The organism is Methanosarcina sp., from assembly GCF_049706645.1.
In the GTDB taxonomy this organism is placed as follows: domain Archaea; phylum Halobacteriota; class Methanosarcinia; order Methanosarcinales; family Methanosarcinaceae; genus Methanosarcina.
This window is the reverse complement of sequence record NZ_JBNAKP010000015.1, coordinates 188374-215219: the sequence shown is the minus strand read 5'-3', so window position 1 is coordinate 215219 and position 26846 is coordinate 188374. Positions and strand designations below refer to the sequence as shown.

General features: G+C 43.0%; 22 protein-coding genes and 1 pseudogene. 10 read left to right on the top strand and 13 right to left on the bottom strand.

All coding sequences use genetic code 11. The features are described 5' to 3' along the window. Window positions 1-234: 234 nt before the first annotated feature. On the bottom strand, window positions 235-660 hold the full coding sequence (locus ACPK8D_RS06810; protein ID WP_424717083.1) for a HEPN domain-containing protein: 426 nt from the start codon (window positions 658-660) through the stop codon (window positions 235-237). Continuing rightward, window positions 657-1199 (bottom strand): nucleotidyltransferase domain-containing protein, encoded by a 543-nt coding sequence (locus tag ACPK8D_RS06805; protein ID WP_424717082.1) that lies wholly within the window; start codon window positions 1197-1199, stop codon window positions 657-659. Before ACPK8D_RS06805 ends, ACPK8D_RS06810 begins: the two co-directional genes overlap by 4 nt. A gap of 527 nt (window positions 1200-1726) precedes the next feature. Between ACPK8D_RS06805 and ACPK8D_RS06800 the strand changes: the two genes are divergently transcribed. After that, window positions 1727-3928: an ATP-dependent nuclease gene (locus ACPK8D_RS06800; RefSeq protein WP_424717081.1), complete on the top strand. Its 2202-nt coding sequence runs from the start codon at window positions 1727-1729 to the stop codon at window positions 3926-3928. A gap of 82 nt (window positions 3929-4010) precedes the next feature. Here ACPK8D_RS06800 and ACPK8D_RS06795 read toward each other — a convergent pair whose 3' ends face one another. The 3 genes from ACPK8D_RS06795 to ACPK8D_RS06785 are packed head-to-tail and all read right to left on the bottom strand — an operon-like array spanning window position 4011 to window position 9530. Beyond that, window positions 4011-5477: a restriction endonuclease subunit S gene (locus tag ACPK8D_RS06795; RefSeq protein WP_424717080.1), complete on the bottom strand. Its 1467-nt coding sequence runs from the start codon at window positions 5475-5477 to the stop codon at window positions 4011-4013. Further along, entirely contained in the window at window positions 5461-6885 is a 1425-nt protein-coding gene (locus ACPK8D_RS06790) for an N-6 DNA methylase (RefSeq protein WP_424717079.1), read from the bottom strand. Before ACPK8D_RS06790 ends, ACPK8D_RS06795 begins: the two co-directional genes overlap by 17 nt. Next, window positions 6882-9530 (bottom strand): type I restriction-modification enzyme R subunit C-terminal domain-containing protein, encoded by a 2649-nt coding sequence (locus ACPK8D_RS06785; protein ID WP_424717078.1) that lies wholly within the window; start codon window positions 9528-9530, stop codon window positions 6882-6884. Before ACPK8D_RS06785 ends, ACPK8D_RS06790 begins: the two co-directional genes overlap by 4 nt. A 315-nt stretch (window positions 9531-9845) precedes the next feature. Here ACPK8D_RS06785 and ACPK8D_RS06780 point away from each other — a divergent pair, with 315 nt between their 5' ends. Together ACPK8D_RS06780 and ACPK8D_RS06775 are read left to right on the top strand one after the other, a co-directional pair. Then, a complete protein-coding gene (locus tag ACPK8D_RS06780) occupies window positions 9846-10040 on the top strand; it encodes a YwbE family protein (RefSeq protein ID WP_424717077.1) in 195 nt (64 codons plus the stop codon). Window positions 10041-10135: 95 nt separating this feature from the next. Further along, window positions 10136-10969 (top strand): annotated as a pseudogene (locus ACPK8D_RS06775) (DUF6544 family protein). A 109-nt stretch (window positions 10970-11078) separates the two neighbouring features. Here the strand turns inward: ACPK8D_RS06775 and ACPK8D_RS06770 are convergent. Further along, a complete protein-coding gene (locus tag ACPK8D_RS06770) occupies window positions 11079-11627 on the bottom strand; it encodes a tetrahydromethanopterin S-methyltransferase subunit A (RefSeq protein WP_424717076.1) in 549 nt (182 codons plus the stop codon). Window positions 11628-11810: 183 nt separating this feature from the next. On the opposite strand from ACPK8D_RS06770, the gene ACPK8D_RS06765 reads away from it, so the two are divergent. Continuing rightward, window positions 11811-12065, top strand: a complete 255-nt coding sequence (locus ACPK8D_RS06765) for a hypothetical protein (protein ID WP_424717075.1) — start codon at window positions 11811-11813, stop codon at window positions 12063-12065. On the opposite strand, the gene ACPK8D_RS06760 is transcribed toward ACPK8D_RS06765, so the two are convergent. The 3 genes from ACPK8D_RS06760 to ACPK8D_RS06750 form a co-directional block, all read right to left on the bottom strand. Then, the gene (locus tag ACPK8D_RS06760; RefSeq protein WP_424717074.1) at window positions 12046-12777 is read right to left on the bottom strand and encodes a carboxymuconolactone decarboxylase family protein; all 732 of its coding nucleotides are present in this window, start codon (window positions 12775-12777) and stop codon (window positions 12046-12048) included. The two genes, ACPK8D_RS06765 and ACPK8D_RS06760, sit on opposite strands and share 20 nt — an antisense overlap. A gap of 196 nt (window positions 12778-12973) precedes the next feature. Then, the gene (locus tag ACPK8D_RS06755) at window positions 12974-13312 is read right to left on the bottom strand and encodes a hypothetical protein (RefSeq protein WP_424717073.1); all 339 of its coding nucleotides are present in this window, start codon (window positions 13310-13312) and stop codon (window positions 12974-12976) included. A 207-nt stretch (window positions 13313-13519) separates the two neighbouring features. After that, on the bottom strand, window positions 13520-14860 hold the full coding sequence (locus ACPK8D_RS06750) for an MFS transporter (protein WP_424717072.1): 1341 nt from the start codon (window positions 14858-14860) through the stop codon (window positions 13520-13522). Between the two features lie 2070 nt (window positions 14861-16930). Here ACPK8D_RS06750 and ACPK8D_RS06745 point away from each other — a divergent pair. The 6 genes from ACPK8D_RS06745 (at window position 16931) to eif1A (ACPK8D_RS06720) (ending at window position 20685) form a co-directional block, all read left to right on the top strand. Beyond that, window positions 16931-17152 carry a CxxC-x17-CxxC domain-containing protein gene (locus ACPK8D_RS06745; protein ID WP_424717071.1) on the top strand — a complete coding sequence of 74 codons (222 nt, stop codon included), beginning with the start codon at window positions 16931-16933 and terminating at the stop codon, window positions 17150-17152. A 311-nt stretch (window positions 17153-17463) separates the two neighbouring features. Next, on the top strand, window positions 17464-17676 hold the full coding sequence (locus ACPK8D_RS06740; protein ID WP_424717070.1) for a CxxC-x17-CxxC domain-containing protein: 213 nt from the start codon (window positions 17464-17466) through the stop codon (window positions 17674-17676). 507 nt (window positions 17677-18183) lie between these two features. Continuing rightward, window positions 18184-18507, top strand: coding sequence for a translation initiation factor eIF-1A (gene eif1A / locus ACPK8D_RS06735; protein WP_424717159.1), 324 nt, complete (start codon window positions 18184-18186; stop codon window positions 18505-18507). A 656-nt stretch (window positions 18508-19163) separates the two neighbouring features. Continuing rightward, window positions 19164-19367 (top strand): CxxC-x17-CxxC domain-containing protein, encoded by a 204-nt coding sequence (locus ACPK8D_RS06730; protein WP_424717069.1) that lies wholly within the window; start codon window positions 19164-19166, stop codon window positions 19365-19367. A 536-nt stretch (window positions 19368-19903) separates the two neighbouring features. Continuing rightward, complete coding sequence (locus tag ACPK8D_RS06725) at window positions 19904-20110, top strand: CxxC-x17-CxxC domain-containing protein (RefSeq protein ID WP_424717068.1); 207 nt, start codon at window positions 19904-19906, stop codon at window positions 20108-20110. Between the two features lie 245 nt (window positions 20111-20355). Then, window positions 20356-20685 (top strand): translation initiation factor eIF-1A, encoded by a 330-nt coding sequence (eif1A, locus tag ACPK8D_RS06720; RefSeq protein WP_424717158.1) that lies wholly within the window; start codon window positions 20356-20358, stop codon window positions 20683-20685. Window positions 20686-21109: 424 nt separating this feature from the next. On the opposite strand, the gene ACPK8D_RS06715 is transcribed toward eif1A (ACPK8D_RS06720), so the two are convergent. The 4 genes from ACPK8D_RS06715 to ACPK8D_RS06700 all read right to left on the bottom strand — a co-directional run bounded on the left by ACPK8D_RS06715 (window position 21110) and on the right by ACPK8D_RS06700 (window position 26826). Further along, complete coding sequence (locus ACPK8D_RS06715) at window positions 21110-22495, bottom strand: aspartate ammonia-lyase (protein WP_424717157.1); 1386 nt, start codon at window positions 22493-22495, stop codon at window positions 21110-21112. 38 nt (window positions 22496-22533) lie between these two features. Next, window positions 22534-23310 (bottom strand): succinate dehydrogenase/fumarate reductase iron-sulfur subunit, encoded by a 777-nt coding sequence (locus ACPK8D_RS06710; RefSeq protein WP_424717067.1) that lies wholly within the window; start codon window positions 23308-23310, stop codon window positions 22534-22536. Then, complete coding sequence (locus ACPK8D_RS06705) at window positions 23310-25100, bottom strand: FAD-binding protein (RefSeq protein WP_424717066.1); 1791 nt, start codon at window positions 25098-25100, stop codon at window positions 23310-23312. Before ACPK8D_RS06705 ends, ACPK8D_RS06710 begins: the two co-directional genes overlap by 1 nt. A 91-nt stretch (window positions 25101-25191) precedes the next feature. Next, on the bottom strand, window positions 25192-26826 hold the full coding sequence (locus ACPK8D_RS06700) for an acetolactate synthase large subunit (protein ID WP_424717065.1): 1635 nt from the start codon (window positions 26824-26826) through the stop codon (window positions 25192-25194). Window positions 26827-26846: the final 20 nt, after the last annotated feature.

Below are 26846 nucleotides of genomic sequence, written 5' to 3'. Positions count from 1 at the left end.
CAAATTTGTTGTTTTTCTTAATTTTATCCAATTCCCCTTTATTCTCTCAAGCAAAACCTTAGAAGCCTCATAACCCCGATTTTCTTTTCTGGCAAGATCAAACCTCTGTCTCACAAGCCCACCGAAAACGCCTTTGAAAAATAGACTGCCTCTGTTTTTCGGTCTTTTCCTTTATCATCTTAACTTTTGACTCATCAAGGCGGTGAAGTGCGCACGAACACCCCAAAACAATCATCAATATGACTGCAAGCTTTCGGAGACAGCATGATACATTTCTTCTGCAAAGCTTATGGAAAATGAGGCTTCTTCGAAAGTGACGAAAATCCCGCCATACTGGACGTTGTGACGAGATACACGCATCTTATCGAATATGTTTGCAAGTTTTAGAACGCGATAGTCTTCTTTATATAGATGTTTAAGTGCTATACCAAGGCTGGAATAGCTACGCTCGGTGTAGCCTCGTGAAAAAAGTAAAGCTCTGGCACTGTGGAATGCACTGTTATATGCAGCCAGTTGCACCATCTCATACTCTTCAATTTCCAGGTTCTTCTGTGCGGAACGCAGAAAACGCTCTGCCGTCGATAGAGATACAGGTATTCTTTCCCAGGCTCGGGAATCATGCTTGATCAGTTTTTCGGCTTCGCACTCCCTCCAATTCATAGTTCTTCACCCGCGAAAAGAATATACCTGGCGAGTACGCCCAGCACAAAAGGATCACCATTTTCCTTTCGGCTCTCCCATTCATAGTAAGGGATAACAGTTACCTGAAGCTCATGCCCGACTTCTGTTTCAATTTCCGGAACGAAGGTATAATTAACGTCCTGCTCTGCTCCAATTACCAGAATGTCAATATCACTTTTTTCATCAAAACATCCCGATGCCGTGCTCCCATACACTGCAAGAGAAATCGCATTCGGAGCCAGTTCTTCCAGCTTCCCTTTCCATAGCTTCAACACCATAAAAGTCTTTTTTAGCTCCTTCACTACATAGCTGGAATCTTTAAGTGTAAACATATGCGCCGTACCAATCTTTTTCATGTCCACGAGATGTTCCCTATAAAACAAATCCGTGAACCTATTAACGCTGCCGGGTGAGACTTCAAGTTCACGGGCAAGCTCATTTATGTTTATTGAACTGGCAGGATGAGAAAGAAACCATCCCAGGATTTTGTTCCCAACACATTTACTGAATTCTCCCATCAACAATATATTGAATGATTATTCAATATATTAAATAGTTATGAACATAGAATTCTCTGCTGGACATATGCGCATATCACAGAGTTGAAGATTTTTTTTAGTTTTGGGTACCGCGCTCTCACCGGTCGCAGGCGACCGGCTTTTCCCGAAAAATGGAAAAGAAAGAGATTAATTTTAAAATAGTATGAAGTTCATTTTTTCCATCTTCCTCCTCTCTTAAGAATTGTTTTCTCAATTAAAGGCTTGATTAATTATCGATAATACAAGGTTCAGAAAACAATTTTGAGCCTTGGGATATGCTCTAAGAGTAAAAATTTACTCTAATTTATCCACTACATAAATAATATTGAAGTCTGTGGTTCCTCAATGTTATATAAATTACATGATGTCGATGCAAATACAATATATATTTATATATGCATTAAGGACTGAATATTTAATAGAATGCTAATTTATCTTGAAAATAATTTTTAGATAAAATTGGTATTCGGATCGCTACTCGATAAATTTTGAGAAAAAGGGGTACTATGCTTCTTAACTCAATAAAAATTGAAAATTACAGAAGACTCAATAATATTTATTTGCCATTATCTCGATTTGTCTGTATTGTTGGGGAGAATAATAGTGGAAAGTCTTCAACCTTATTAGCTCTAAGCTTATTTATAACAGGTTCCAAAATTAGCAAAACTGATTATTATGACAGTACAAAGCCCATTCGTATTGAAGCAGAATTAAAAATAAATGAAAGCGATCTGTCTAAGGTTAAAGAAGAAGAAAAAGAGAAAATTATTGAAATAGTAGTTGATAACAAACTGACATTAGTCAGACGCTATGAGGTTAATGGCTTACCGAGTCTTTGCTACAAAAAATTAATGCCAGTAGATGAGAGGTTTGACGATTCTAAAATCGCTGAAGTTTTACGTGGCAAAAAAGGTAATGAAATCAAAACTGCTATAACAGATCATCTTCCACAATGGAAAGAATTTTTTGACGGAGTAAAAACTCAAACGGATGCTAAGGAAATTGTGGATTCAATAATCAAAGATATGCCTAGTAGTCAACTTGAAGAGAAAGATGTTAAGTTGCCAATTCCAGAATCTACGATTAAAACATTAATGCCAGAACCCTATTATATCCAAGCTGTAAAAGATATTAATGACGATGTGAAAACAAAAGAATCTGCTACATTTGGGAAAATTATTTCCTTATTCCACAAACAAATTGAAGGATCAGAACCAGTTAAAGACATTGTCGAATCTTTTGGAAAAATTATAACTCTGTTTAATAAACCTAATATTGCAGAAGGTCGTCCAGACGAGCGGCTTAATGAAGTAAAAGAAATAGAAAAACTAGTAAATAACTATCTGGAAGAAAATTTTCCAAATTCAAAACTTGAGTTCTATATACCACCAATAGAACTCAAAGGTCTGCTTTCTACAGCTCAGATATATGTTGACGATGGTACAAGAGGGTTAATTGATTCTAAAGGTGACGGTTTAAAGAGAGCCGTAACTTTTTCGTTATTAAGAAGCTATGTTGAGATGAACAGCAAACAAAAATCATTGGATTCATTGGGTAGCGAAGAGTCAGAGTCCAAAAAAGAGGAAAATCCCTATCATCCATATCTATTTCTTTTTGAAGAACCTGAGTTATATCTTCATCCGGCAGCTCAAAAAATACTATTCGATGCTCTTTCCACTATTTCAGAATCAAATCAAGTAGTAGTCACAACCCATTCCCCAATTTTCTTTTCATCTACTTCCACAAATACGTTTGTCAAAATGAAAAAAGTATATGAAAATGATACAAAACCTTATTCAACTACAATTTATATTGATCTTCATAATAATTCATCATACAAGGATCTATTTCAATTGATCTGCTATGAGAATAATTGTGCTGCCTTTTTCGCAAATAGAGTAGTTTTAGTTGAAGGGGATTCTGATGTATACTTCTTTAACCACGTGGCTAAAACCTTAGACAAGAATTGGGATTTCAATAGGAAAAACATACCCCTCATAAAGATTAATGGTAAGGGAAGCGTTCAAAGATATAGAGAATTTTTTAATTCTTTTGAAATAGATGTACACGCCATTTTAGACCTTGATGTTTTAGTTGACGGTTTTAATAAACTCGGAGTGAGTGCATATACTAAATCAATTTATAGTCAGTTAATAAATGAAATTGATAGAATAGCTATCGATCAAAAAATAGATGGATCCTCAAAAGGATCTCAGATCAAGAAGATGAGTAGAAAATATGATTGGGTTCAACGTTACAAGAGATTAAAGGAGATATGTGAGAATTTAAGTTTAGGGAATACCCTAAGTGAAAATGAGATTACTGAGATAAATTTACTCTTTGAGATCGAGGAAGAAAATAAGCGTAAACTAGTTCTTCAAAATGGAAAGTATGAAATTTCAAATAAAAACATCCTTTTGTCTTCTTTAAGAGATGAGAAAATATATGTTCTCTCAAAGGGCGCTATTGAAGATTACTATCCATTAGGGTTTTGTGGCGAAGATAAGCCTTCAAGAGCTATTAATGCTTGTGCATCACTCCCAGATAGGCAAAGTATATTAGACATCTTTATGGCAAACAACGAAAAAACTGAATTTGAAGTAATTTTCGAAAAAATATTTGAAACTATCCAGACGCCAGCAAATGAGTCAAATATGTCAATTTTGGATATTTCAACAGAGAATCAAACTTCAGCTTATCAATCTTAACTCCATAGGCTACTTCACAGCAAGCCATTCCAGAGAAAAAGAAAAGGAAAAAGAAATCGAGTCTCAAGATATAGTATCAGGTCTATTTCTTTTTCCCGCTCTTCTTCTTCTCTTTCTTTATCTTCTCAAGCAAAACCTCAGCCGTCTCATAATCCCTGCCTTCTCTTCTTGCAATCTCAGCCTCTGTCTCAACAAGTTCCCCGGAAAAAGCCTTTTCAAGAATGGACTGCCTTAGTTTTTCTGTTTTTTCTCTTGCCGCTGCAACTTTTGCTTCAATCGAATCGGCAAAGGCAAAGAGGGCATCAACACGCCGGACAATTTCATGCTGTTCGGGGAGGGGTGGGAGAGGAATTGGCAGATTAGCTACAGATTGGGTATTAAAATGAGATAGCGCAATACCGACTTTATTTAATTCAATTGTTGATTTGGCTATTGAATTAAGGTAATATGAACCATATTCTGAAACAAATCCAAAAGGTTGTTTTACAACGACTAAATCTGAACAGTTCGCTTCTTTCAAATAATCGGGAATTACACAAGAAACTCCTACATTACCTGATCTTACGACTACTAAATCATTTGGTTCAAGTGCCGATTTTTTAATCTTATCATGAAATTCAGGAGAGATATATTTTAATCCAGAGGGATCATAACGATTTTCTCTAACATTTTGAGATCGTAGAAAAGGTATCCCTTCTTCGATATATTCATCTTTCATTGGTCCTACATGACCAACCGTTACTCTATTGGATACACTAATAATCGAATACCATTCCCATTTTGATGATAACTCGGGTAATTCTGATTCATCTATTTTTTTTACTTTGTAATTTGCATGGCTTTTTAGATTTTTTTCGGAATATTGCATATGACGAATCAGTGAAGAAATTGGTTCAATATCAGGATTATCTTTCCTCCATTCTTCAGTTATCCTCCCATTACAAGCAGCCGCAAGCACCGATTGCCGAAACTTCTTCAAAACCTCCTGCACCCTGTCAAGCTTCTTATTTGTTGCATCCAGACGGGCGAAAAGTGCTTCAATAGCTGAAACGATGCGGTGCTGTTCGGGGAGAGAAGGGAGTGCAACAACCATGCTTGATATCTTTTTCAGCGTCAATCTAGTAATTGCAACGCCTCCCATTTTCTCCGAAATATTAGTTTGAAAATCAGGAGACCTGATATAATACATAATATATTTATTTGAAATTGTATCTGGAAACTTTAGCAAAGCTACACTAGATAACATGCTAAAAGGCTCAGTCAAATTATTTAATGTGGCTATTCCCGTTGTCGCTCCATCTTTAATTAATAATAAATCTCCATATTCAGGATTACAGCGAGAATAAATTTCATTATGAACCTCAGATGAGACAAAAGTCAAGTTCTCCAAATTAATTCCATCATTTTTAATATTTTTTGCAGTGATATACTTGAAGTCGCCTTCAGGACTATTTGGTGGAGAATGATGTGTCCCATCAGTTATTTTGATTGAGATCTCATCAAGTCTGGTTTCAATCCACCCTTCCGGCAGTTCACTCTTCTGCTGCATACCCATTCCCCATCAAATCAAGAATAGCATTCAGTTCGCCCAGCGCTGCTTCAAGCTCGTCAATTGCCTCGGCTGCAAGCTCTTCAGGATCGGGCAGGCCGTCGGTGTCGCTTAAGGAATCGTCCCTGAGCCACTTCAGGGAATCGATTTTAAAGTCATGGGCTTTGAGTTCGGAGACGTGGAAACTGCGCCAGCGGTCTTCCTGGGAATCTTTTTCTTCACGTTTTGCCCTGCCGTTGGGATCAGGACCGAAGCACTTTTCAAATTCCGCAAAATGTTCTTTTGTGAGCGGGCGGTCTTTTTTTGTGATCTTCGGGACGTTGGTCCGGCAGTCGTAGACCCAGGTCTGGTCTGTGGGGATGCCTTTCGTGAAAAAGATCACATTGGTTTTCGTGCCAGGGGAATAAGGGGTGAATGTGCCGTCCGGAAGGCGCAGGACTGTATGGAGGTCGCAGTCTTCACAGAGCACCTTGAAAACCTCTCCTGCCTGGTCGGCAAAAAGCACATTGTCAGGCACGACGATTGCGGCTCTGCCTCCGGGTTTTAAAATGGTCATGACGTGCTGGATGAAATTGAGCTGTTTGTTTGAAGTTTCGATAACGAAATCTTCACGGACAGGGGCCTGATTTGCGCCTTTTGTCCCGAAAGGCGGATTGGTGAGCACCACATCAAATCTCATCGAATCAGGGATTTCATAGATCGAATCTCCCAGTTTGATTTCAGGCTCGATTCCGTGAAGGTAGAGGTTCATAAGCGCAAGCCTGCGCGGGCGTTCCACGAGTTCCTGCCCGAAATAGGTGCTGTTGCGGATGAGTTTTGCCAGGTCGCGGTCAAAGGCTCCGCCTGCGGTTATAGTTTTCAGCCATTCGTAGGCGCAGACCAGAAAGCCGCCGGTTCCGCATGCTGGATCCATAATTGAAAAATCCCGATGACTGCGGGGGTCGGGTTTTGTGCACCGAACTATTGTCTGGATTACAATTCTCGGAGTAAAGTACTGCCCTGCACCTTTCTTGCCTTCGCTTGCCGCTTTTTCCAGAAGGCCCTCAAAAGCCATAGCTTTGACATCGATATCAAGTCCTGTCCACTCGGTTTCATCGATAAGCGAAATGATCTTTTTAAGGCTTACAGGGTTATGAAAACGCGAGAGAGCACCTGCAAAGATATCCCCAAGAAGATCCTCTTCTTTACCAAGTTTCCGCAGAGCGTCATTATAATGATCCGTGAGGTCAGTTCCCGATTTTTCCTTCAGGGATTGCCAGTCACAGGCCTTGGGGAGTTTAATTCCCCGCTCGTCTGCCATTTTTAAAAAAAGCAGGTATGTAATTTGCTCGATATAATCGCCGTAATCTATACCTTCATGCCGTAAAGTGTGGCAAAAACCCCATAATTTCTGTACAATATCACTCATGCTGCAACTGCCCTGTTAAATTCTGAAATCAAACTCGAAAGCTGGCCTTCAAAAATACGGTTAGCCTTATTCCATCCACCGTAGTCGGAAAACACAGGAATGTAATCAAAATCCTCTTTATCGATGGAGAGATTTGCAATCAAATGCTCTCTGATCCGGCCAAGCCATAAATGCTGATCAGGTGTAAAATGTTTTCCCACGGTTACCCTTTCAAAAGCAAGATTGACACGCTCTTCAGCCGTTAAAAGTACCTCTTCTTCACGGGCAGCGTGCTTGATCATTGAAATAATATCTACAAGCGCCTTGTTGTAGCTCACCTTATGGGCTCTTTGCAGATTCTCAATCGTAAACCGCTGCTGAGAAGATTCGAGTTTTTCTTTTAGCTCTCCAAGAGCATCAGTACTCCAATCTTGAGGGCGGTCAAGAAGGATGCCTATTGCGGCAATTTTTTCGGAATTCTGTTTTACAAAGTCTGAAAAGATATTCAGATAGTCCTTCGGCTTATATTCATTACCGGCAGCATCCCTAACTATCCAGGTAGATGAAATCACGTCCCTTATTGCATAATCCACAAGGAAAGTTTTTGGTGGGCGTGGATAATTCTCAAGCAGGTTCAAAAAATCAGGATTTCGGAGTATTTTCATAGTTCCTGTAAAATCTTCTGAGAGATTCCTTTCGAGCGAGATCGCAAAGCGGTTAAGATCACCTTTTTCTACGAAAGCACTGAACATGTCCCTGGCTTCCCCACTCATTTCCTTATCGATTCTGTTGAGCCGCTTTGTCAGAGCGCGTGCATTATAAGCCCTGTCCCGATTATTCCATATGTCTTCGATAACCTTTTTTATCGGCTTCACTTCTTTTTTTGGAGGTTCGGCGGTCACACCTGTAACCCCCTTGAAATAATCAACAAGGGTTCCTCCAAAGCAATCGAAAACAACAAAATGTGACTTATCTGGATAATGCTCCCCTTTACGTGTACCGCGTCCAATCATCTGTTCAAAAAGGATACGGGACTTAACAGCACGCAAAAAGACAATAAATTCGATATCAGGAACATCAACTCCTGTTGATAGGAGATCAACCGTGACAGCTATTCCCGGCTCTTTTCGGTTCCTGAATTCTCTGATTCTCTGCAAAGGCCTGTCAACCTTGCCTGTTATCTTCTGCACAAAAGCGTCGCCTCTGCCAAAGATATCCCTTGCAAGATCAACAATCCGGTCAGCATGGGATAAGTTACCAGGTAGATCCTGTACTGCAAAAATCAGGGTTTTCGGAAAGCGCCCGTACTTTTCTTCGTGATCTTCTGCGTAACGTTTAATCTCTTCAAGGATTTTCCTGTTTGAGTCAATGTTTGTGATCTCTCGTTCTATTTTCTCAGCCGGGAATTCACGCTCATCTTCAAGCACTTCAACCACAAGATTTCCTGAATCGGGATCTATAGCATCAACTACTTCACCCTCGCGGAGAAAGATTCCGTTCATGCGAACATTAGATTCCAGTGCAACAATATCATAGTCAACCAGATACCCATCCCTGACAGCCTGCTCATATCCATACTTATAAACGATATCTTTAAAATAAGCGGAAGTGTGAGCAGCTGGTGTAGCTGTAAGCCCTACTCGAATCGCATCAAAGTGATCAAGAGTATTCCGCCACACCGAAACTTCCTGTGTAGAATAGCCCCTGTGGCATTCGTCAGCTATGATCAGGTCAAAAGCGTGTATTGGAATGTCGAGCTTCTTTGCGTCTTCATCTTCGGGCTCATCACTGCATGCGAGCTCAGAAGCTTTTCCAAAGAGATTGATACTCATCCGCTGAATTGTGGATACGTATACAAAGCTGTGTTCTGGTTTTGGGTTTGTAAGGTAAGCTTCAGGGATCAAGTTTGAATCAAAAGACTCATTTTCATCCAGGTCGCCTCTTTGGAACCGTTGGCTGTAGACTTCATAGGTTTTGTCAAATTTTAAACCCTGCTCAGTTTCAAAAGATGAAAATGCTCTTACGGCCTGTGCAGCAAGTGCTCTCCTATCAACAAGAAATAGAACTCTTTTTGCGAGACCTGCTTTCATTAAACGGTAAATAAGATTAACAATCGTAAATGTCTTCCCGGTTCCGGTTGCCATTGCAACCAGCATTGTCCGTTTACGATCAACAATAGCATGCCCTATTGCATCACATGCCTCACACTGATAATGCCTCATTCTTGTGTTATTGGATATATCGAAAAATTTGGTACTTTGCTCTTCAAAGTCATAATTTAGTTTTTCAACTAGAGCCTGAGGCGTGTGAAACCCGATTATTGGCCTCGAACGGCTAAAAGGATAACGAACATCATGGTGCTGGATCTGTTTTCCATTTGTTGAATATAAAAAAGGAACTCGATACCCATTAAAATTAAAAGGATTATTCGGAATCCCGCGTGAATACCTTTCAGCCTGCGTTAAAACGCTCTGTATGCCAGATTCTTCCTTCTTTGCCTCAACAATTCCGAGAATTTTTCCCCCGACACAAAGCGCATAATCGGCAGGTCCATAATCAGTTGGATACTCTCTAATTGCACAATTATCATAATTATTCTGTCCTTTCATCTTATCGTAAGGAACAATACTCCATCCTGCAGCGACAAGCATTGGATTTATGAGCATTTTCCGCGTCTCAGATTCGTTGAGTTTAACCATTGCGCATCATCATAATTAGTGGGCTTTTATTATGATTAGGAAAACTTCATCACATATTAAATTCATTTGTATAAATAAGTTAGAGTTTTTTTACGAATATCAATACCATTCAGTAGTGTTATAGGCTTTTTTTCTCTTTTGTAGTATCTATCAGAAAAAGCCGCTTCGCTTCGCGAGCGGGACAAGAACGTCCGGGATATAGCAGTACAGTTGTACTTTTATCAATCCAAAATTTATTTTTCAAACGCACATCTTTATATAACTCCATACTTACCTTCTGCCATGAACAACGGTACTACCAGAGCAAACATTAAAGAAGGGATGAGTGTAGGCATTGTCTTAAAAGAAGACCAGAGAACCGGAAAAATCACCCAGGGCGTTGTAAAAAGAATTTTAACCAACTCTTCAACTCATCCGCATGGAATAAAAGTCCAGTTAACTAATGGCCAGGTCGGAAGAGTTAAGGAAATCTATTAAAAGTGCAGGAGTCATTTTTCGGAAATTGTCTTTTTAAATACTCAGTCCCGGATACAGGCCGTACCCTTAAGATATATAAATCGCCAGTTCACTCAATGGCAAAAATACAAATGGGAATCAGACATGCTGAAGCTATTGCTTCAAATATATTTTTCATTGCTGCATCGACTCTTAGCAGCGAAATCAAAAGAGTGTTTACGCAGCCTCAAGGTCGAAAGCAGGTTATTGTCACTGGAGAGATGCTGCAAAAACTGCCGGATCCGGTAAAAAGATATCTTACGTATTCGGGAGTGGTTGGCAAGCCGATGGTTCAAACGGTACGGCTCAAGCAGGTTGGAAAAATCCGGAAAGATGCCACCCAACCGTGGATAAACTTTGTTGCTAAAGAATACTTTTCCGTAAGCCCGCCGGGTTTTGTGTGGATTGCGTATATGAAAGTTTTTGGTTTGCCTCTCATGCGAGTGAGAGATTATTACATGGAAGGCAGGGGCAATATTCTGGTGAAGGCGCTTTCATTATTCACGGTTGCGGATTCCGGAGGCGAAAAATGGACCAGGGAGCAATGATGCGTTACCTTTGAAATGATGTGGTTCCCATCAGCATTTTTAGGAGAAAACATTTCTTTTGAATCCATTGATGCAAGTTCGGTGAGAGTAACCTTGAGGGATATGGGCAAAAGCGTAACAGCGACCATGTATTTCGACGGCCAAGGGAAATTGACAAATTTCACGGCTCCGCGTTACAGGGATATGGGCAACAATAAATTTGAACTGGAAAACTGGTTTACTCCCATTCGAGGATACGGCGAATTCGAGGGACTGAGGCTTCCCATAAAAGGGGCAGGCGTCTGGAATTTAAAAGAAGGCGATCTGGAATATATAGATATAACCGTAACCGATTTAAAGTATGATCCGCAAGGGCCGTATTGAGAAATAGAAGTAAATGAAGAAACGGACGGCACTTTACAGTTATTCTTTTATTTATCCTTCAATCATTTTTTTAGTTGCCCTTTTTTTAGTTATCCTTTTTTAATTTTAATCATCCTTTTTTTAATTTTGACATCACGTTCTGCTTCACCAGTTTCTCATACTTTTTCCAGGTTTTATCATCAACTTCAGGCATTGAGATGATATGAGCCTCGCTTCTCTGAGGGCCTGTGCAGGAGTCGATTGCCTTCTGGATGGCAGTCGGATCTTTATTCCCTACCAGGTCTATCACTTTTATTTCTTTCAGGAAGCGGGAGATTGCAGTCATCGGGATTTCGTTTAAATAGGGAAGGGGGGCCTGTGAACCAATGATTTTTCGTGAGCCTGCCATTGTGGAGACTCCGTTTTCGGCAAGTGCGATCAGGGACTGGCCTGACAGGTGGGCACTTTCTTCTCCGCAGACGATCAGGCAGCTTATTTTTGGGTTTGCAAGCACATTGACAATTATTTTCTCAATCCCGAAGTTTTCGGAAAAACAGGTTCCGCAAATTGCATAGTTTTTCAGGTCCCAGCTCCTGTAATCAGAAGCAAGCGTTACCACGGCTACGCTTGAATTTACATCCCCTATTACATAATCCCCAGAGGTTACAGGCCATTCCACGATATTTGCTCCTACGACTGGCTCATTATTTAAAGCAGATAGAAAAACACTACTTTTCTATTTTTGATGTCTTCTGGAACTCATTCTATAAGCTCTTGTTGAAAAAAGTTTCTTTTTTATTTCCATTTTTAGTGTACAGGGTAAAGAACACTGCTTCTTTTTTTATGTAAGGTGGATTTTTATTTGTCATTTATATTCACCTTTACTGATACGATGGCAACCCCCTATGGAAATCGGGCGTTCAGCATTCGGACAGGTAAACGAGGTGGAGGGACTACGATATCGTCACATACGAGAACCTGCTCTATGCTGGGCAACCTGCCGATGAAGCTGGAGTCTCCGACCAGGGGAGATATTCAGCTTCCTTACCTATCTCGATTTACGGAGCAGTCTCAGTACGCATTAGTCTCAGCAAGATTCAAATGCGGGTCCCGCTGAAGGGAAAGATCCCTGCACCTTGGACCGTGACGTGGCCCGAGATCAAGTCGCCGTCCACAATCCCTTCGCATCTGATATCCATATGCACCGGCGTGGTCATCGGTGCCTTGAACGAGAACCGATTACCTTCGACTTTACCCTCGACAATCTTCACGCTAGTTCCCTGCGACGAGCTCGTCACCGAGCCGGAAATCCCCCCGTTTCTCGTGTCCATCACGATCGTTAGATCCAGGTCGGCGGCCGGATGGTGAAAAACGACCTGCCACGTTCCGTCTAACGCGGTGCGCTTTTCCGTATTGGTTGTTGCCCCGCCAGTGATGTCTGTCTCGGACCGCCTGGACGCTGGCGATCGCTGAGGGCTGACTGCGCTGAGGGCTGGAAGCTGCCCAAGATGCGGCCTGCCTGGCTCAGGCTGTACTCCGACCGAGTTCAGGAAGCCAGCCGTCATCCGATAGTACCCGACGACGAAGATGATCTCGATTATCTGCACGTCGTCACGAGTCGCTTTCAACGCCGCCCAGGTGTCGTCCGATATGCAGTCGTCCGAACACAGTTCGTCGACCGCACAGAAAAGTGCAGCGTCGGCGTCAGACCACGATGCCGACCCATTGGACAGCCCCTCGATCTCGGCCTTGGTTGCACCAGCTCCGAGCGCGCCCAGGGTGTGATTCGCCCATTCGTACTCGCACTCGGTGCGGAGTGCGACCCGCACGCCAACTCGCGATCCTTGGGGGACAGCCGACCTCTGAAGAGCAACATCTCACCGAGTAGGCTCCACGACGTCAACAGGTCCTCGTGGCGAACGAGCGTCCTAATGACGTTTGACGCGCCGATCCCAGCGAGGACACGCTGGCTCTCGGTCATCGATGCCATGTCGACGGGCGGAATGCGTGGTTCAGTAGGGCGCTTCATGCCATCCTCCCAGGGCGAACTGGCCACGTATTGAGCGTCAGATTACTTGCAGCGAGATATTGGGTCGCCAACAGATTGAACTTCTTCGCTCTAATTGCGGTAATCATCGCCCCGATCTTGCCCCCTCCGAATTTGCTGAAGTCGTACCCAATGAGGCTGCCCCCGTCCTCTGCCCACTTGTCCGGCAAGATAGGATTCTGCCTCTGGCTCTGCACGGCCCGGGTATACAGGGTCATGAGAGTCGTTTCTTTTTCTTGCGTGAAAGGGATTTTTTCACTTATTATTGGCTTCTCCATTTCGTTGATAATGTGATTGTTGGCCATCATTTCAGTCACGTTCCTTCTGTTCTAGGTATCATCTCTCAGTGTGGTCGCCCACATTTCCACCACTTTATCTATACGGTATAAGGAACCTGGGGGTTCGCCCAACACACGCTCAATCGCATCCATATTTCGTGTTTTTCGGTTTTTCACGGGTACAGATTATGGATTCTTAAATTGTCCACCGGTCTTATAAATTAAATTGCTACCTAAAACTTCAGCTCAAAGATTTTCGATCTTAGTTTCCGCCAGTCTCTGTTTTTCGATTTTTACAAGCCTGAAAGAGAGGAAGACGACCGCGTATATGATTGCGGCTGCGATCAGGAAGGAAATTGCTCCGACCTGTGTGTAAAGCAGGCCTCCTGCAAGCAATCCTATAATACTTGCAAGGCTGCTTGCACTCATGGCAAACCCCTGTACCGAGCCCTGATATTTGTTGCCTGCAAATTTCGAGAGGATCGAGAGGACGCAGGGCCACATGACTCCGTTTCCAAGCGCAAAAAAGACGGCTGCCATATATATCAGGAAAAAGTTTCCGGGGACCAGCAGGATGAACTGCATGCCAAGGATGAAGCCGCCTGCAACGACCAGAGTCGATTCGCGATATCTTTTGGCAAGTCTTGCAAGAACCGGGCCCTGCACAAACGCCATAAGGGCACTAATCACGGAAAAATAAATTCCAAGTTCGGCAGGATCCCATTCAAGGGTGGCAACTGCAAAGATGGGAAACGCAGTATAATAGATATTAAAGCCGAGGAAGATCAGGAAATACAGTAACAGCATAAAAGGAATGTATTCAAGCTTGAAGACCTCACCGAAGGTTATCCTTTTTTCTCCCTTAACCTGATAGCATTCCTTCTGTTCCTGTCCGAGCACTTTTCTTAGGCTTTCAGGCTCAGGATACCTTTCAATTGCACAGGGCTTCGAATCCGGAAGAAGAAAAAGCACGATAAGCGTTCCTGCAACCGAAATAAGCAGGGCTGCAGATACAGGAAGAAGTTCACCGTAGATGGTTGTTCCGAGAACGCCTGCAAGAGCAGGGCCGACCACATATCCCAGATTGGAGGCAACCGACATCCGGCCGTAATTCTTGTTCCGATCTTCCTCAGATGTCAGGTCGGCAAGGTAGGCGTTTGCCACGGATATATTTCCCCCGGTAGCACCGTCAAGAGCCCTTGCGAAAAACAGCGCAAGCAGAGGGAGGGTAACCGTAAAGATGCCGAGAAGCTCGGATTTTACCTCCATCAAAGGGATTACCGGCAGGAACAGAGCGGCAAGAAAGATTACCCAGGCGATAAGGGTTCCAAGCTGGCTCAGTAACAGGATCTTTTTTCTGCCGTAAAGGTCAGACCACCGCCCCAGGATAGGGGCCCCGATGAGTTGAAAGGCCGGATATGTCGAGGCAAGCAGGCCGTAAATCAATGCATTTCCCCCGTAGTCTGTCACAAGAAAAACAAGAAAAGTTAGAATAACCCCGAATCCGAGAGTTCCTATAAATGTGATAGTATAGAGAGGAAGAAGTGCCTTTCCGTCCGCGGATGAAGGTTCCGAATCCCGAATCATCCATAAATAATATGCATATTCTATGCCTTATAATATATCCCCCCATCAAATTCTTCCGGACTGTCCCTCAGTTCCCGAATTATCCCTCAGTTCGCAAATTTCTTTTAGCTCCCAAATTCCTTTGCTCTCAGGCCATCATTCAGTTCCCGAAATTTTAGGTTTTATTTTTTGATGTCTCTTTCAGAAGAGATGGATGCATAACTAGAAATGTGCCCGTCTCTAATATGAATTCAGGTCTATCTCAATCTCTGGCAGCTTATTCAGGGGCCTTTATGATATTTTGAGGTTGAATATTGACACCCGGGGCTGTTAGAAAGAATTTATCGATTCATTTACTTTTTGAGTAATTTTAACAAATATAAGCGATAATAAGAGGTCAGGTAACGATTGAAACCCCTCTGGTGCGCTCCCTGGCCCTCATTTCAATAATATAAGAATTACTAGATATTAGTTTTAAATTTCGAGTTTTCTTCATCTTTTATAAAGGGAGATAAAGTATCATCAAGTTTTAAAAACCTCAATCCATAGCGAGGTATAGACTATTGGAAAAAGTATACTTATATTCTAATTTTACAATATGAGATTTAGTCCCAGCTTGCCTCCCTAGAAAGTAAAGTCAAAAGTAGGGAAGCGACAAAACGGGAACTTAAAGATCTTTAGAGCTTAAGGAATAAAGATCTTAAAAAATAAGAAGGAAAATTCAAAAACGGGTGAATACTTCGAAAAGTTGAGAAAAAGTGAACTTTAGGGAAGTTCAAACTAAAGCTGCGGCGTCTGCTGCTGTTATAATAACGTCGCGTACTCCGATTCCTTCCGGAACTACTACAGCAGGAGCCGCTAACGAATCCCGTACAGACAACCTGTCCTGCGGCCCTGATATATTTAAGGAGGGGCAGTTGCAAGGCAACAGAAGTTACGGTTGCCGTATTTCTCTGTAGGGACTCAAACCTGCAGGTCAGACCTGTAAGGATCGACTGCGGGAATGAAAACTCGGAATGTAGCGGTAGCAAGACGGTGTCGGATACCGTGAGAATGAGGGTTAGATTCCTTATACCGAAGAATCTTTCAGACAGTTCCTGAGGGCGGTTTCAGGGGCTGCCTGAAATATCTTTCTTATTTTTTAGCTCGTTGTTTCTCAGGAGAATTCTGCTAATAGACTTCGGATTCGAGTCGATTGTTTCGGATTAATTCAGGCTTATTTCAGGTATTTCTGCCGTTGAGGTTAAGCCCTATTACTTCCGGGGTTAGAATGAAAAGAGAGACCATTGAGAACTATTGAGAAATCATTGATAAACCATTGAGAACGTTGAGAAATTATTGAGAACATTGGGAAATTATTGAGAAACCATTTCAGGGATTTACAGGTTTCCTGAACCTGTAAATCTGACCACATCTGTAAAAATTGTCCCGAGCCCTGCACGGATTGAATATACGATGCTGAGATCTATACTTTTAAGTGCCAGGTAAAAAATATGAAACTGATCGGATTGAAAAGAAGAGAAAAGTGAAGAAAGTAATTTCAAAAACCCTGAAAAGATTTAAATGCATACAGTTCCGCAGACCTCAAATCTAATTGCCGGTAAAAGCAAGTAACAGGAATTCATCAATTTACGATTTTACACATCTTTATTTTACCTTTTTTCACCTTATTTTACCTTACTTTACTTTTATTATTATCTTTTATTCAGTATTTATTTATATTTTAGAATTTATTGCCTTTTTATAAGCATAATCAGCAAATTTTAGCCCATTTTTTACAGGTTTATATCTATCTGGTATCCCCTAAAAAACAGCTCCCAGATCTGGCTGTTATAATGACGCTTTTTGATTAAAACGGTGGCTGAAGACCCAGAATGTTTTCCTTTGTTTGAAGGTTTTTACTGCTATAATTCCGGACTTTTTCCAGATACATTTATATAAGATGAGAGCCACTGCCATATTGGCAGTAAAAATAAAGAGTCATATAATCTGTTATTAAAAACTTCATTTTTGTTTTTAATAAAAGAATGTATAGATCTTATTTTTATAGCAACCTAGACTGTATCCGCTATAAGCGGAGGTGAAATGAAAATGAGTTTTAGTGACAGAGGGAGCTCTTTCAGGGGAAGAGACAGCAACCGGGGAAACAGAGACAACAACCGTGGAGGTTTCAGAGGCGGAAACAGCGGCCCCAGGGAAATGTACCCCGCAGTTTGTTCTGACTGTGGTGTAGAGACTCAGGTCCCATTCAAGCCAGCTGAAGGAAGACCGGTTTACTGCAGAGACTGCCTACCAAACCACAGGAAGTTATAAATCCAGAAATTCCAAATTTTCGGTTATAATCATATCATTGGAAACCTTCCTGTAACAGGGTTTCCAAACTCCTTTTATTCTTACATACAACCGATCACGTAAGACCCTTTTTTTCTGGGGGAGCCGCTCATATTTTTTCCGCTTATCATGGATTAGTCTTATATAGCATAAAAAGGGTTATACTTTTAGTAAAAATAATGAGACATATAATCTGTTATTAAAAACTCCATTTTTGTTTTTAAATAATAAGTTATATCCGATCATGTTTTTATCGAGTACATGTATCCGCTATAAGCGGAGGTGAAACGAAAATGGGTTTTAATGACAGAGGAAATTCCTTCCGTGGCGGTAACCGAGGAGGTAACAGTAACCGCGGAGGTTTCAGAGGCGGTAACAGCGGCCCCAGGGAAATGCATAAAGTTATCTGTTCTGACTGCGGTGTTGAGACAGAAGTTCCATTCAAACCGACAGAAGGACGGCCAGTTTACTGTAGAGACTGCCTGCCTAACCACAGGAAATTCTAAATTAAAATTCTTAGTGAAGTGTTGATCTATAAGTTCATTATATCAACACCTGTTCCACTTTTTATTTTATGCTCTTTACCTTATGATAGGTGAAGGGCATCAGAGCCAGCATTTTTATAAATACTTAACTATAAATATTTCAAGTTTATTCGTTCAGTGGGGGTATAAATACCATTTACATGCATTTTTATAATTTGTTTAACTAATATAAAAATGCATTAAAGGGTTTTGAATCAAGCTATCAGTCCATGGACTGAGGAGTAAATTAAGGTTCTTGAAAAACCTTTAAAATTTAAAAGTTTCCTGAGGTTCAGGATTATTCAGAGGCTCCGGATTTCTTAGAGGTTCTTTAATTCCTATTCATTTATGAACCTTCAAGTAAGAGTACCTGAAGCATCCACAGGCGCAGAAAGTTTGAAAAACCTGATCAAACAGAAGCAAATCGTAATAAAATAAACTAAATTAGTAACAATACGAGGAATTAACCTGGCGAACTATAGAAGCAATATAAGGAAGAGAAAAGCAGGAACCGGAAGCTCCGTGCCCGCTACTCAGGAAGTAACAAGGGTACGTACTCCGCGAAAAGAAAATCACGAAGTTCTGGCAACCGTAGGAAGCCTTTTAGGCTCAAAAAGGGTCACATTGCAGTGTATGGACGGTGTAGTCCGAATGGGCCGGATTCCAGGGTCCAAAAACAAGAAAATGTGGATCCACGAGGGAGATGTAGTAATCGCTGCTCCCTGGGAAATTCAGGATTCCAAAGCCGATGTGATCTGGAAGTACACAAGACCTCAGGTTGAATGGCTTGAGAGAAAAGGGTACCTTAAATAAGTACCCGAGATAACGCAGTGAATTTTGACAAAACCATATCATCCTGATTATACTCCGGTTTTAACCAGCTTTCGGTTAAACCTTTCTCCCTCTCCATGTTCTTTCTTCAAGCACTTACCGTTAAATCCCTGGACCTGCTTTTAATCTTTCCAGCTTATCTTTAATCATCTCGACTTACTTTTAACTCGCTTTTAAGCTCTTCAGCTTACCTTTAACCTCTTTGACCTGCTTAACCCCTTCAGCTTACCTTTACCCTCTTCAACTTGCTTAACCCCTTAAACTACCTTTAACCTCTTCAACCTTTAATTTCTTCAACTTGCCTTTAATTTCGCTAACTTACCAGTTAACCTCTCAATTTTTCTCATCAGGCTGATGGAGTTCGACTGGCAGTTATAATCTCAGTCAGTAAGGGATTGCCTGCAAAGAATTCTGAGAGTTGAGTTTAGACAGAAGCAGCTTTTAAGTAGGAAGTCTTTCTGCCTGATCCCGATTTTTATGAGTAAAACTTATATAATTTGACTGTATACTAAGAGCATTAAAAATAAAGAGATGTATAATCTGTTATTAAAAACTAGTTTCTGTTTTTAATCAAAGAGTAATATACAGCCTTATTTTTAAACTATTGACTATCCGCTGTAAGCGGAGGTGAAAAGAAAATGGCTTTTAATGACAGAGGAAATTCCTTCCGGGGAAGAGACAGCAACCGCGGAGGTTTCGGAGCTCCCAGGGAAATGCACAACGCAACCTGCTCTGACTGTGGCGCTGAAACTCAGGTACCTTTCAGGCCTGACCCTGACAGACCAGTCTACTGCAGAGAGTGTCTTCCTAACCACAGGAAACCCAGAGAAAACAGGTACTAATACCGGGTTTGCTCAAAAAATTTCACTTTACAGATTATGTCCGTTTAGTTTAGCTTGAGCAGACCAAACGGACCCCTTCTTTTATAGCACTCTTTATTAAAAAGGTCTTTATCGGATAATTTCTTTATTGAATTAATCTCTTTATCAAATTGATCTCTTCATTGAATTAATCTCTTTATCAAATTAATCTCTTTACTGGATAATACTCTTTCATTTAACAATTGGAAGGTTTTACTTCTTAATGAGTTATAATTTGAACTTTTAACCCTTTTAAATCATGCCGAGAAAATTCCGCATTTACCAGCGTTTATTTTTCAAAAAATTTTTCCCTCCTTTATTTATATATTAAATATTTCTATTCTTCAAGCCATCCGTTCATAGAAAATTTTATATAATTAAATAACTATGTGGATGCAGTTAAAATAAAGAGACGTATAATCTGTTATTAAAAACTCATTTTTGTTTTTAATCAATAAATTTTATACAATCTTATTTTTACCCTATTATTACCCGCTATAAGCGGAGGTGAAACGAAAATGGGTTTTAATGACAGAGGAAATTCTTACCGTGGCGGCAACAGAGACAGCAACCGCGGAGGTTTCAGAGGCGGCAACAGCGGCCCCAGGGAAATGACAAAAGTGACCTGTTCTGACTGCGGTGTTGAGACAGAAGTTCCGTTCAAACCGACAGAAGGACGGCCGGTCTACTGTAGAGACTGCCTGCCTAACCACAGGAGATTCTAAGAATAGTCTGTGTTGAGTGTTAATTATATGATTCAGTCAATTATAAGGCGAATCTTGATTGATACTCAATTCAAATTTACTATTTATTTTTATTCTCTTTGTTTTTTGCCTTTTTTCGGGGGATTTTTAGGAAATCAAAAAAAGGCGAATTGAGAATAAAAACAGCGAAAAAATGTTCGAGATTGGAACTATCGAAACAAGAAACCAGTATTGGAGGAATTAACCTGGCTAATTACAGAAGCACTATCAGAAAGAGAAAAGTAGGATCAAATAAACCGGTAGGTGCAGGAGATACCCCGGAAATAACAAGGGTACGCACCCCTCGCAAGGACAGAAACGAAGTTCTGGCAACAGTATCAAGTTTACTTGGTTCAAAAAGAGTCACATTGCAGTGTATGGACGGTGTAGTCCGAATGGGCCGAATACCCGGATCAAAGAACAAGAAAATGTGGATTCGCGAAGGCGATGTAGTTATAGCAAACCCCTGGGAAGTTCAGGATTCCAAAGCCGACGTTACCTGGAAATATACAAGGCCCCAGATCGAGTGGCTTGAACGAAAAGGGTACCTTAACTGAGGGCGCCTTAAGTCCTTTCTTCACTTTATAACTTATCTGATTTGAAAGCTTTTAGTCTCGTTTAAAAGCCTGTATTCTCATTTTACACTTTTAATTCACTTTACCGATTTATTCACTTTACACTTTTAATTCACTTTACATTTTTAATTCACTTTACCGATTTAATTCCATTTTAATATTTTAACCTCTTTTAAGCACCTTTTTACTTTAACGCTTATCTCACTACTGCTTCTCAACAAATGAACCTTATAAGTCTACTAAAGGCCTGTACCTGTTAAAAGCAGGCTTTGAAACTTCAATAAAACGGTCTTACTATGCACCTGGTTCAAATGCCCTTCTTTACATTCAGGAATCAAATCTTCCTGTAGATACCAGGCTGATACCTTTCTGTTTATTCAGGAGTCAGGAGTATTATAATAATTTTTCACAATAATTTTTCAATTCTGAATAATTCGTCAGCTTCTTCTTTGCTCAAAAGCCCCCTCGCTATCAGAACTTCCTTTACAGGCATTTTCTTATCCAGCACCTCTTTTGCGATCTCCGCAGCCTTTATATATCCGATTTTTGGAGCAAGGAAGGTTACAAGAATCGGATTTAGTTCAAGGTAAGCCCTGCACCTGTCTTCATGCGCCTTAATTCCCTCCACACAGCGCTTCTGGAAAACCGGCAGATAATTTGTGAGCAGGGTAATCGAGATCAGAATGTTGGAAGTTATTACAGGGGTCATAACATTGAGCTCAAGTTGACCGGCCTGGGCTGCAAGAGCCACCGCGGTGTCATTGCCCACAATCTGGAACCCGATCATATCCAGGCACTCAGCCATCACAGGATTGTACTTTCCCGGCATCATGGACGAGCCAGGCTGTACAGCCGGAAGCTCGATTTCGGAAATGCCGGTAGTTGGGCCGGCATTAAGGAGCCTGAGGTCATTGGCTATCCTTATAAGTTCAAGCGCAAGTTCTCGAAGGGCTCCTGAAAAGGCTGCAAACTGGGACCGGCTCTGCAGGACTTCGAAACTATCAGTTGCCTTTCGAAGAGGCAACTTACAGAGCTCGGAGAGTTTCGAGATTACAAGCTCCCGATACCCCGGATAGGTATTTGCCCCTGTTCCGGTTGCAGTTCCTCCTAAGGGAAGCTCAAGGAGATCGTTTCTTCGCTCTTCTATCCTGCTCGAAGCTCTCAGCAGCGCAGCCGAATAAGCTCCGAACTCATCGCCCAGGGTCACAGGTAGGGCATCCATAAGATGCGTCCGGCCTGACTTGGGAATTCCCGAAAATTCCACGGCTTTTGCCCGAAAAGCTTCCGAAAGAGAGGCAAGCACATCAAGAAGCTTGTCAGCCGCAAAAATCACAGCTATGCAGGAAGCGGTTGGAAAGGTATCATTGGTTGACTGGGCCCTGTTTACGTGGTCATTAGGGCTGAGAAAGCCATAATCTCCCCGGTCTCGGCCAAGAATTTCCAGGGCCCGGTTCGCAAGCACTTCGTTAATGTTCATGTTAAAAGAAGTGCCTGCTCCTGCCTGAAAAACGTCCACCGGAAACTGGTCCGAATACCGCCCTGCAAGCTCGGAAAGCACTTCATCGGCTGCCGATACAATGGCATTTCCTCTATCCCTGTCAAGCGCTCCGAGTTCCAGATTGGTAAGTGCTGCTGCCTTTTTTATAAGAATATATGCCCTTACGAACTCAGGCCTTGCCCTGTGCCCGCTTACAGGGAAATTACAGAGAGCCCGCTGGGTCTGGATGCCATAATAAGCGTCGGCCGGAACTTCCATTTCCCCCAGGGAATCCATCTCGACCCTGGTTTTCAGATTAATATATTCACCTCAGAAAATCTCCTTTGAAAGCTTCAGAATTTTTGCTCAGGTGTCTTTCCTGACTTTTTGAGCTCCTTCCTGGCCTTTCCTATTCCCTCAATCGGGGGAACACCTTTCGGGCAGACAGCCCTGCAGTTGGCATGGAATTCACAGCCCCACCAGCCGGACTTACTGTTAGCAAGCATGAGCCTCGATTTGTCATCGGGTTCGCGAGGATCGATATGAAACCGGTAAAGCTTGGCAAGAGCAGCAGGGCCCAGGAAATCCTTTTCTTTTCCCGAGACAGGACAGGCACTCACGCAGGCTGCACAGAGTACACAGTTTGTGTACATTTCAAGTTGTTTTACGGCATCGGGCTGCATGAGCCGCTCCCTCTCCAGAGGCTTTGAAGCCGGTTTAAATGTCGGCTCTACTGCCCTGTAAAACTCGAAGAATTTGTCCATATCCACTATAAGGTCCTTCACTTTGGGCAGGGAAGGAAGAGGCTCTACAAGTACCTCATCTTCGGGATCCCAGGAAACAGTCTCTTCCATCCCCGGAAAGGGTCTCAGTTTTATCTTCCCTTCCCCTTTGAGAAGGGATTCTATCCGGACCCGGCAGGCAAGCCCGGGTATCTTATTAATCAGCATCGCGCAACTCCCGCAAACTGCTCCCCTGCAGGAGTAGCGGAAGGCAAGGGAATCATCGAGTTCTTCCTGGATTTTGAACAACGCAGAAAGAACCGTCATCCCCGCTGAGGGTTCGATTTCAAAGGTATCGTAACGGGACTCCCCTGTTTCCCTGTCAAAACGGAATACCTTCAATCTCATCAGTATACACGCTCCTTTATCGGGAACCTGCCAGCCCTTACAGGCAGGGGTTCAAGCACAGGTTTTCCGTCTTTTAGCCTGTAGAGCGTATGGAAAAGAAAGTTCTTGTCATCCCTGTGAGGGTAATCAACCCTTGAATGGGATCCACGGCTTTCCTGCCTGGAAATAGCCCCCCTTGCAACAGCTTCTGCAATGTCAAATAATCCCCCAAGTTCAAGGGTGTAGATAAGTGCATAATTGAATGACCCGGACCTGTTATTGATATAAACTTCAGGGAAGCTGCTTTTGAGTTCGAGGAGCTTTTCCAGCCCTTTTTCCATCCTCTTTCCTTCCCGAAAAACTCCGAAATACTCAAACATCGTTTTCTTCAGTTCATCCCTGAGGCCGGGCATTTTGACCCCGGATTTCCTGGCAAGCAGGGTTTTTATCCGTGCATCTTCTTCATGCAGGTTTTGAAGGACAGCCTTCTCAGCCCCTTTCCTGTCCCAGCCAGAGCCCGGGAATGACTTTCCGATCTCCTGCCCTGCGAGCTTGCCGAAAACCACGGCCTCAAGAAGGGAATTGCCCCCTAGCCGATTTGCCCCATGCACGCTTATGCAGGCGCATTCTCCTGCCGCATATAGCCCGCGCAGTTCGGTTGCCAGAGAATTGCCTGCCGAAATTCCTCCCATGGAATAGTGCTGGCCTGGCTGTACCGGAATCGGAGCTTCAACAGGGTCGATGCCTGCAAAGTCGAGGCAGATAAGCCTTATTCCAGGCAGCCGTTCTGCAATTTTCTCTTCATTCAGGTGCCTGAGGTCAAGGAGCACGTAACCGCCCTCAAATCCTCTGCCCTCCTCGATCTCCTGCTGGATGGCTCTCGCAACAATATCCCTTGGGGCAAGTTCCATTGAGGCAGGAGCGTATTTCTGCATGAAGCGCTCGTTCCTGTTATTCAGAAGATAACCTCCTTCCCCTCTTGCCCCTTCCGTGATCAGGATATTTGTGCCGTAAAGGGTGGTCGGGTGAAACTGCACGAACTCCATGTCCTCTAAAGGCACGCCTGCCCGAAGCGCCAGCGATGCGCCATCCCCTGTATTAATCAGGGAATTTGTGGAACGGTCAAAAAGCCGCCCAAAACCGCCAGTCGCAAGGAGCAGGGAATGACAGGTAAAACCGTGCAGGCTCCCGTCAGCGATATTCAGTGCCGTACAGCCCACACACCTTTCCTCTTTTCCGGAACCAGTTTCAAAAGGAACATCCCCAAGCTTTACCAAGGTAGTTACAAAAAACTCGTCATAAAAGCTAAGCCTGCCCATCTGCCGGTTTTCTCCTCTCTCCCTACCCATAAGCTGTTCATAAAGCGAGTGCAGAATATTATGCCCGGTCCGGTCTGCAGCATAACAGGTTCTTGGGAACATGCCTCCCCCAAAAGGCCTCTGGGCTATCCTGCCGTCAGGAAACCTGGAAAAAACGGTTCCGAAATGCTCAAGTTCTATTACTGCAGCAGGTGCGTGTTTACACATGATTTCCACGGCATCCTGGTCAGCCAGGTAATCCGAACCTCTGACCGTATCAAAGGCATGCGCTTCCCAGGAATCCTCGGCTACGGCATTCCCTAATGCTGCGTTTATCCCTCCCTGGGCTGCCACGGAATGGGAGCGAAGAGGGTGCACCTTGGAAATTACGGCTGTATCAAGTCCCTGATCCACAATTTCAATCGCTGCCCGAAGCCCGGTAAGTCCTGCCCCGATTATCACTACATCGTGTGAATGGACAGGATATCCGGCCTCATTTCCTTCGCCTCCCAATTATTTCCCTCCAGGCTTAACTTCAACATTGTAGGGCCTGCATGGATTTAACCTGCAAACCCAGTTTTCCAGTCGGAATTATATATTGCAATCAGAATTTACACGTAAGCTTTCCCAGTTCTATCGAGAAAGTTTCATAGTTTACGGAATAGTCAATAGGGCACTCGATTACTGCTACTTTATTCAGGGCAAAAGCTCTCTCCAGGACTTCTGCAAGATCGTCGTCTTCGTTGATCCTGAAACCGGCAGCTCCGAAGCTCCCGGCAAAACGAGAAAAATCAGGATTTCCATAGTCCAGCCCGAAATCCTTAAAATGCATCTTTTTCTGTTTCCATTTAATAAAGCCGAAACCGTTGTCATTGAGAATCAGGACAACAATAGGGATTCCATAGCGAATTGCGGTCTCAATTTCCTGGCAGTTCATCATAAACCCCCCATCCCCGCAGATTGCAAGCACACGGCGCTCAGGATGAAGAAGTTTTGCGGCAATCCCCGAAGGAAGCCCTGCACCCATAGTTGCAAGCGCATTGTCAAGGAGCACGGTATTGGGGGCATATGCCTTATAAAGGCGAGCGAACCAGAGTTTATAAATTCCATTGTCCAGGGTGATTATATCTTCCCTCCCGAGCACCTTCCTGACACTCTGGACTACGGCCTGCGGGAGAGGAGGGTAACTTTTCCTGGCAATAGCATTTATTTTTTCCTCAATGAAATTCCTTGTGTGCTCAAAGACCGGAAATTCCCGCTTTCCAGGTATACATGCGGCAAGTTCCCTGATTGAAGAAGCTACATCCCCAATTATTTCTACCGTGGGGTTAAAATACCTGTCAGGTACGGATTCCACGAAATCGATATTTATAATCTTCTTGTCCAGCGTCCTGTTCCACAGGTAGGGAGGATATTCCACTATATCGTACCCAATAGTGATAATAAGGTCAGCCCCGTCAATTCCGCAGTTAACATAGTCCCTGGCATGAATCCCTGTGGCAAAGAGGCTATGAACGCAGTCATCCGGAACAACTCCTTTCCCCATCTGGGTATGCACCAGGTAGATGCCTGTTCGCCCGATAAAATCTTCGAGCTCTTCAGTAACCGAGTTGCGGTTTGCTCCTGAGGAAACTATGATCAGGGGGTTTTTAGCCTCACAGACCATAGTCGCGGCTTTTTTCACAGCCTCGGGATCAGGGTAAGGAATTTTAATTTCGCTTCGCTTCTGAACCACCGCCTCAGTCTCTTCTCCAGCCACGTCTTCAGGAAGCTCAATATGTACGGCTCCTGGCCTTTCGGCTTCCGCACGTTTAAAGGCATTACGGATCACTGTGGGAATCATTCCCGGATCGGTGATAGATACAGCGTTTTTGCAGAGAGGCTCCATCATCCTGACAACGTTTACAAGCTGGAAGCGGGCCTGCCAGTTGTCAGCCAGAGCCTTCTGTCCGGATATGGAAATAAGAGGGGCTCCTATAAGCTGCGCCTGGGCAACGCCTGTAACGAGGTTAGTGGCTCCGGGCCCAAGCGTTGAAAAACAAACCCCTGGCTTCCCTGTCAGCCTCCCATACGTTGCAGCCATAAACGCCGCAGCCTGTTCGTGCCTTGTTACGACCAGTTTGATTCCGGAGGTCCTCAGGGATTCAAGCAGGTCAAGGTTTTCTTCACCTGGCAGTCCGAAAATATATTCAACGCCTTCTTCTTCAAGCTGGGCAACCAAAAGATCCGAAGCTTTCATGAAAAAACCCCAAATATAGC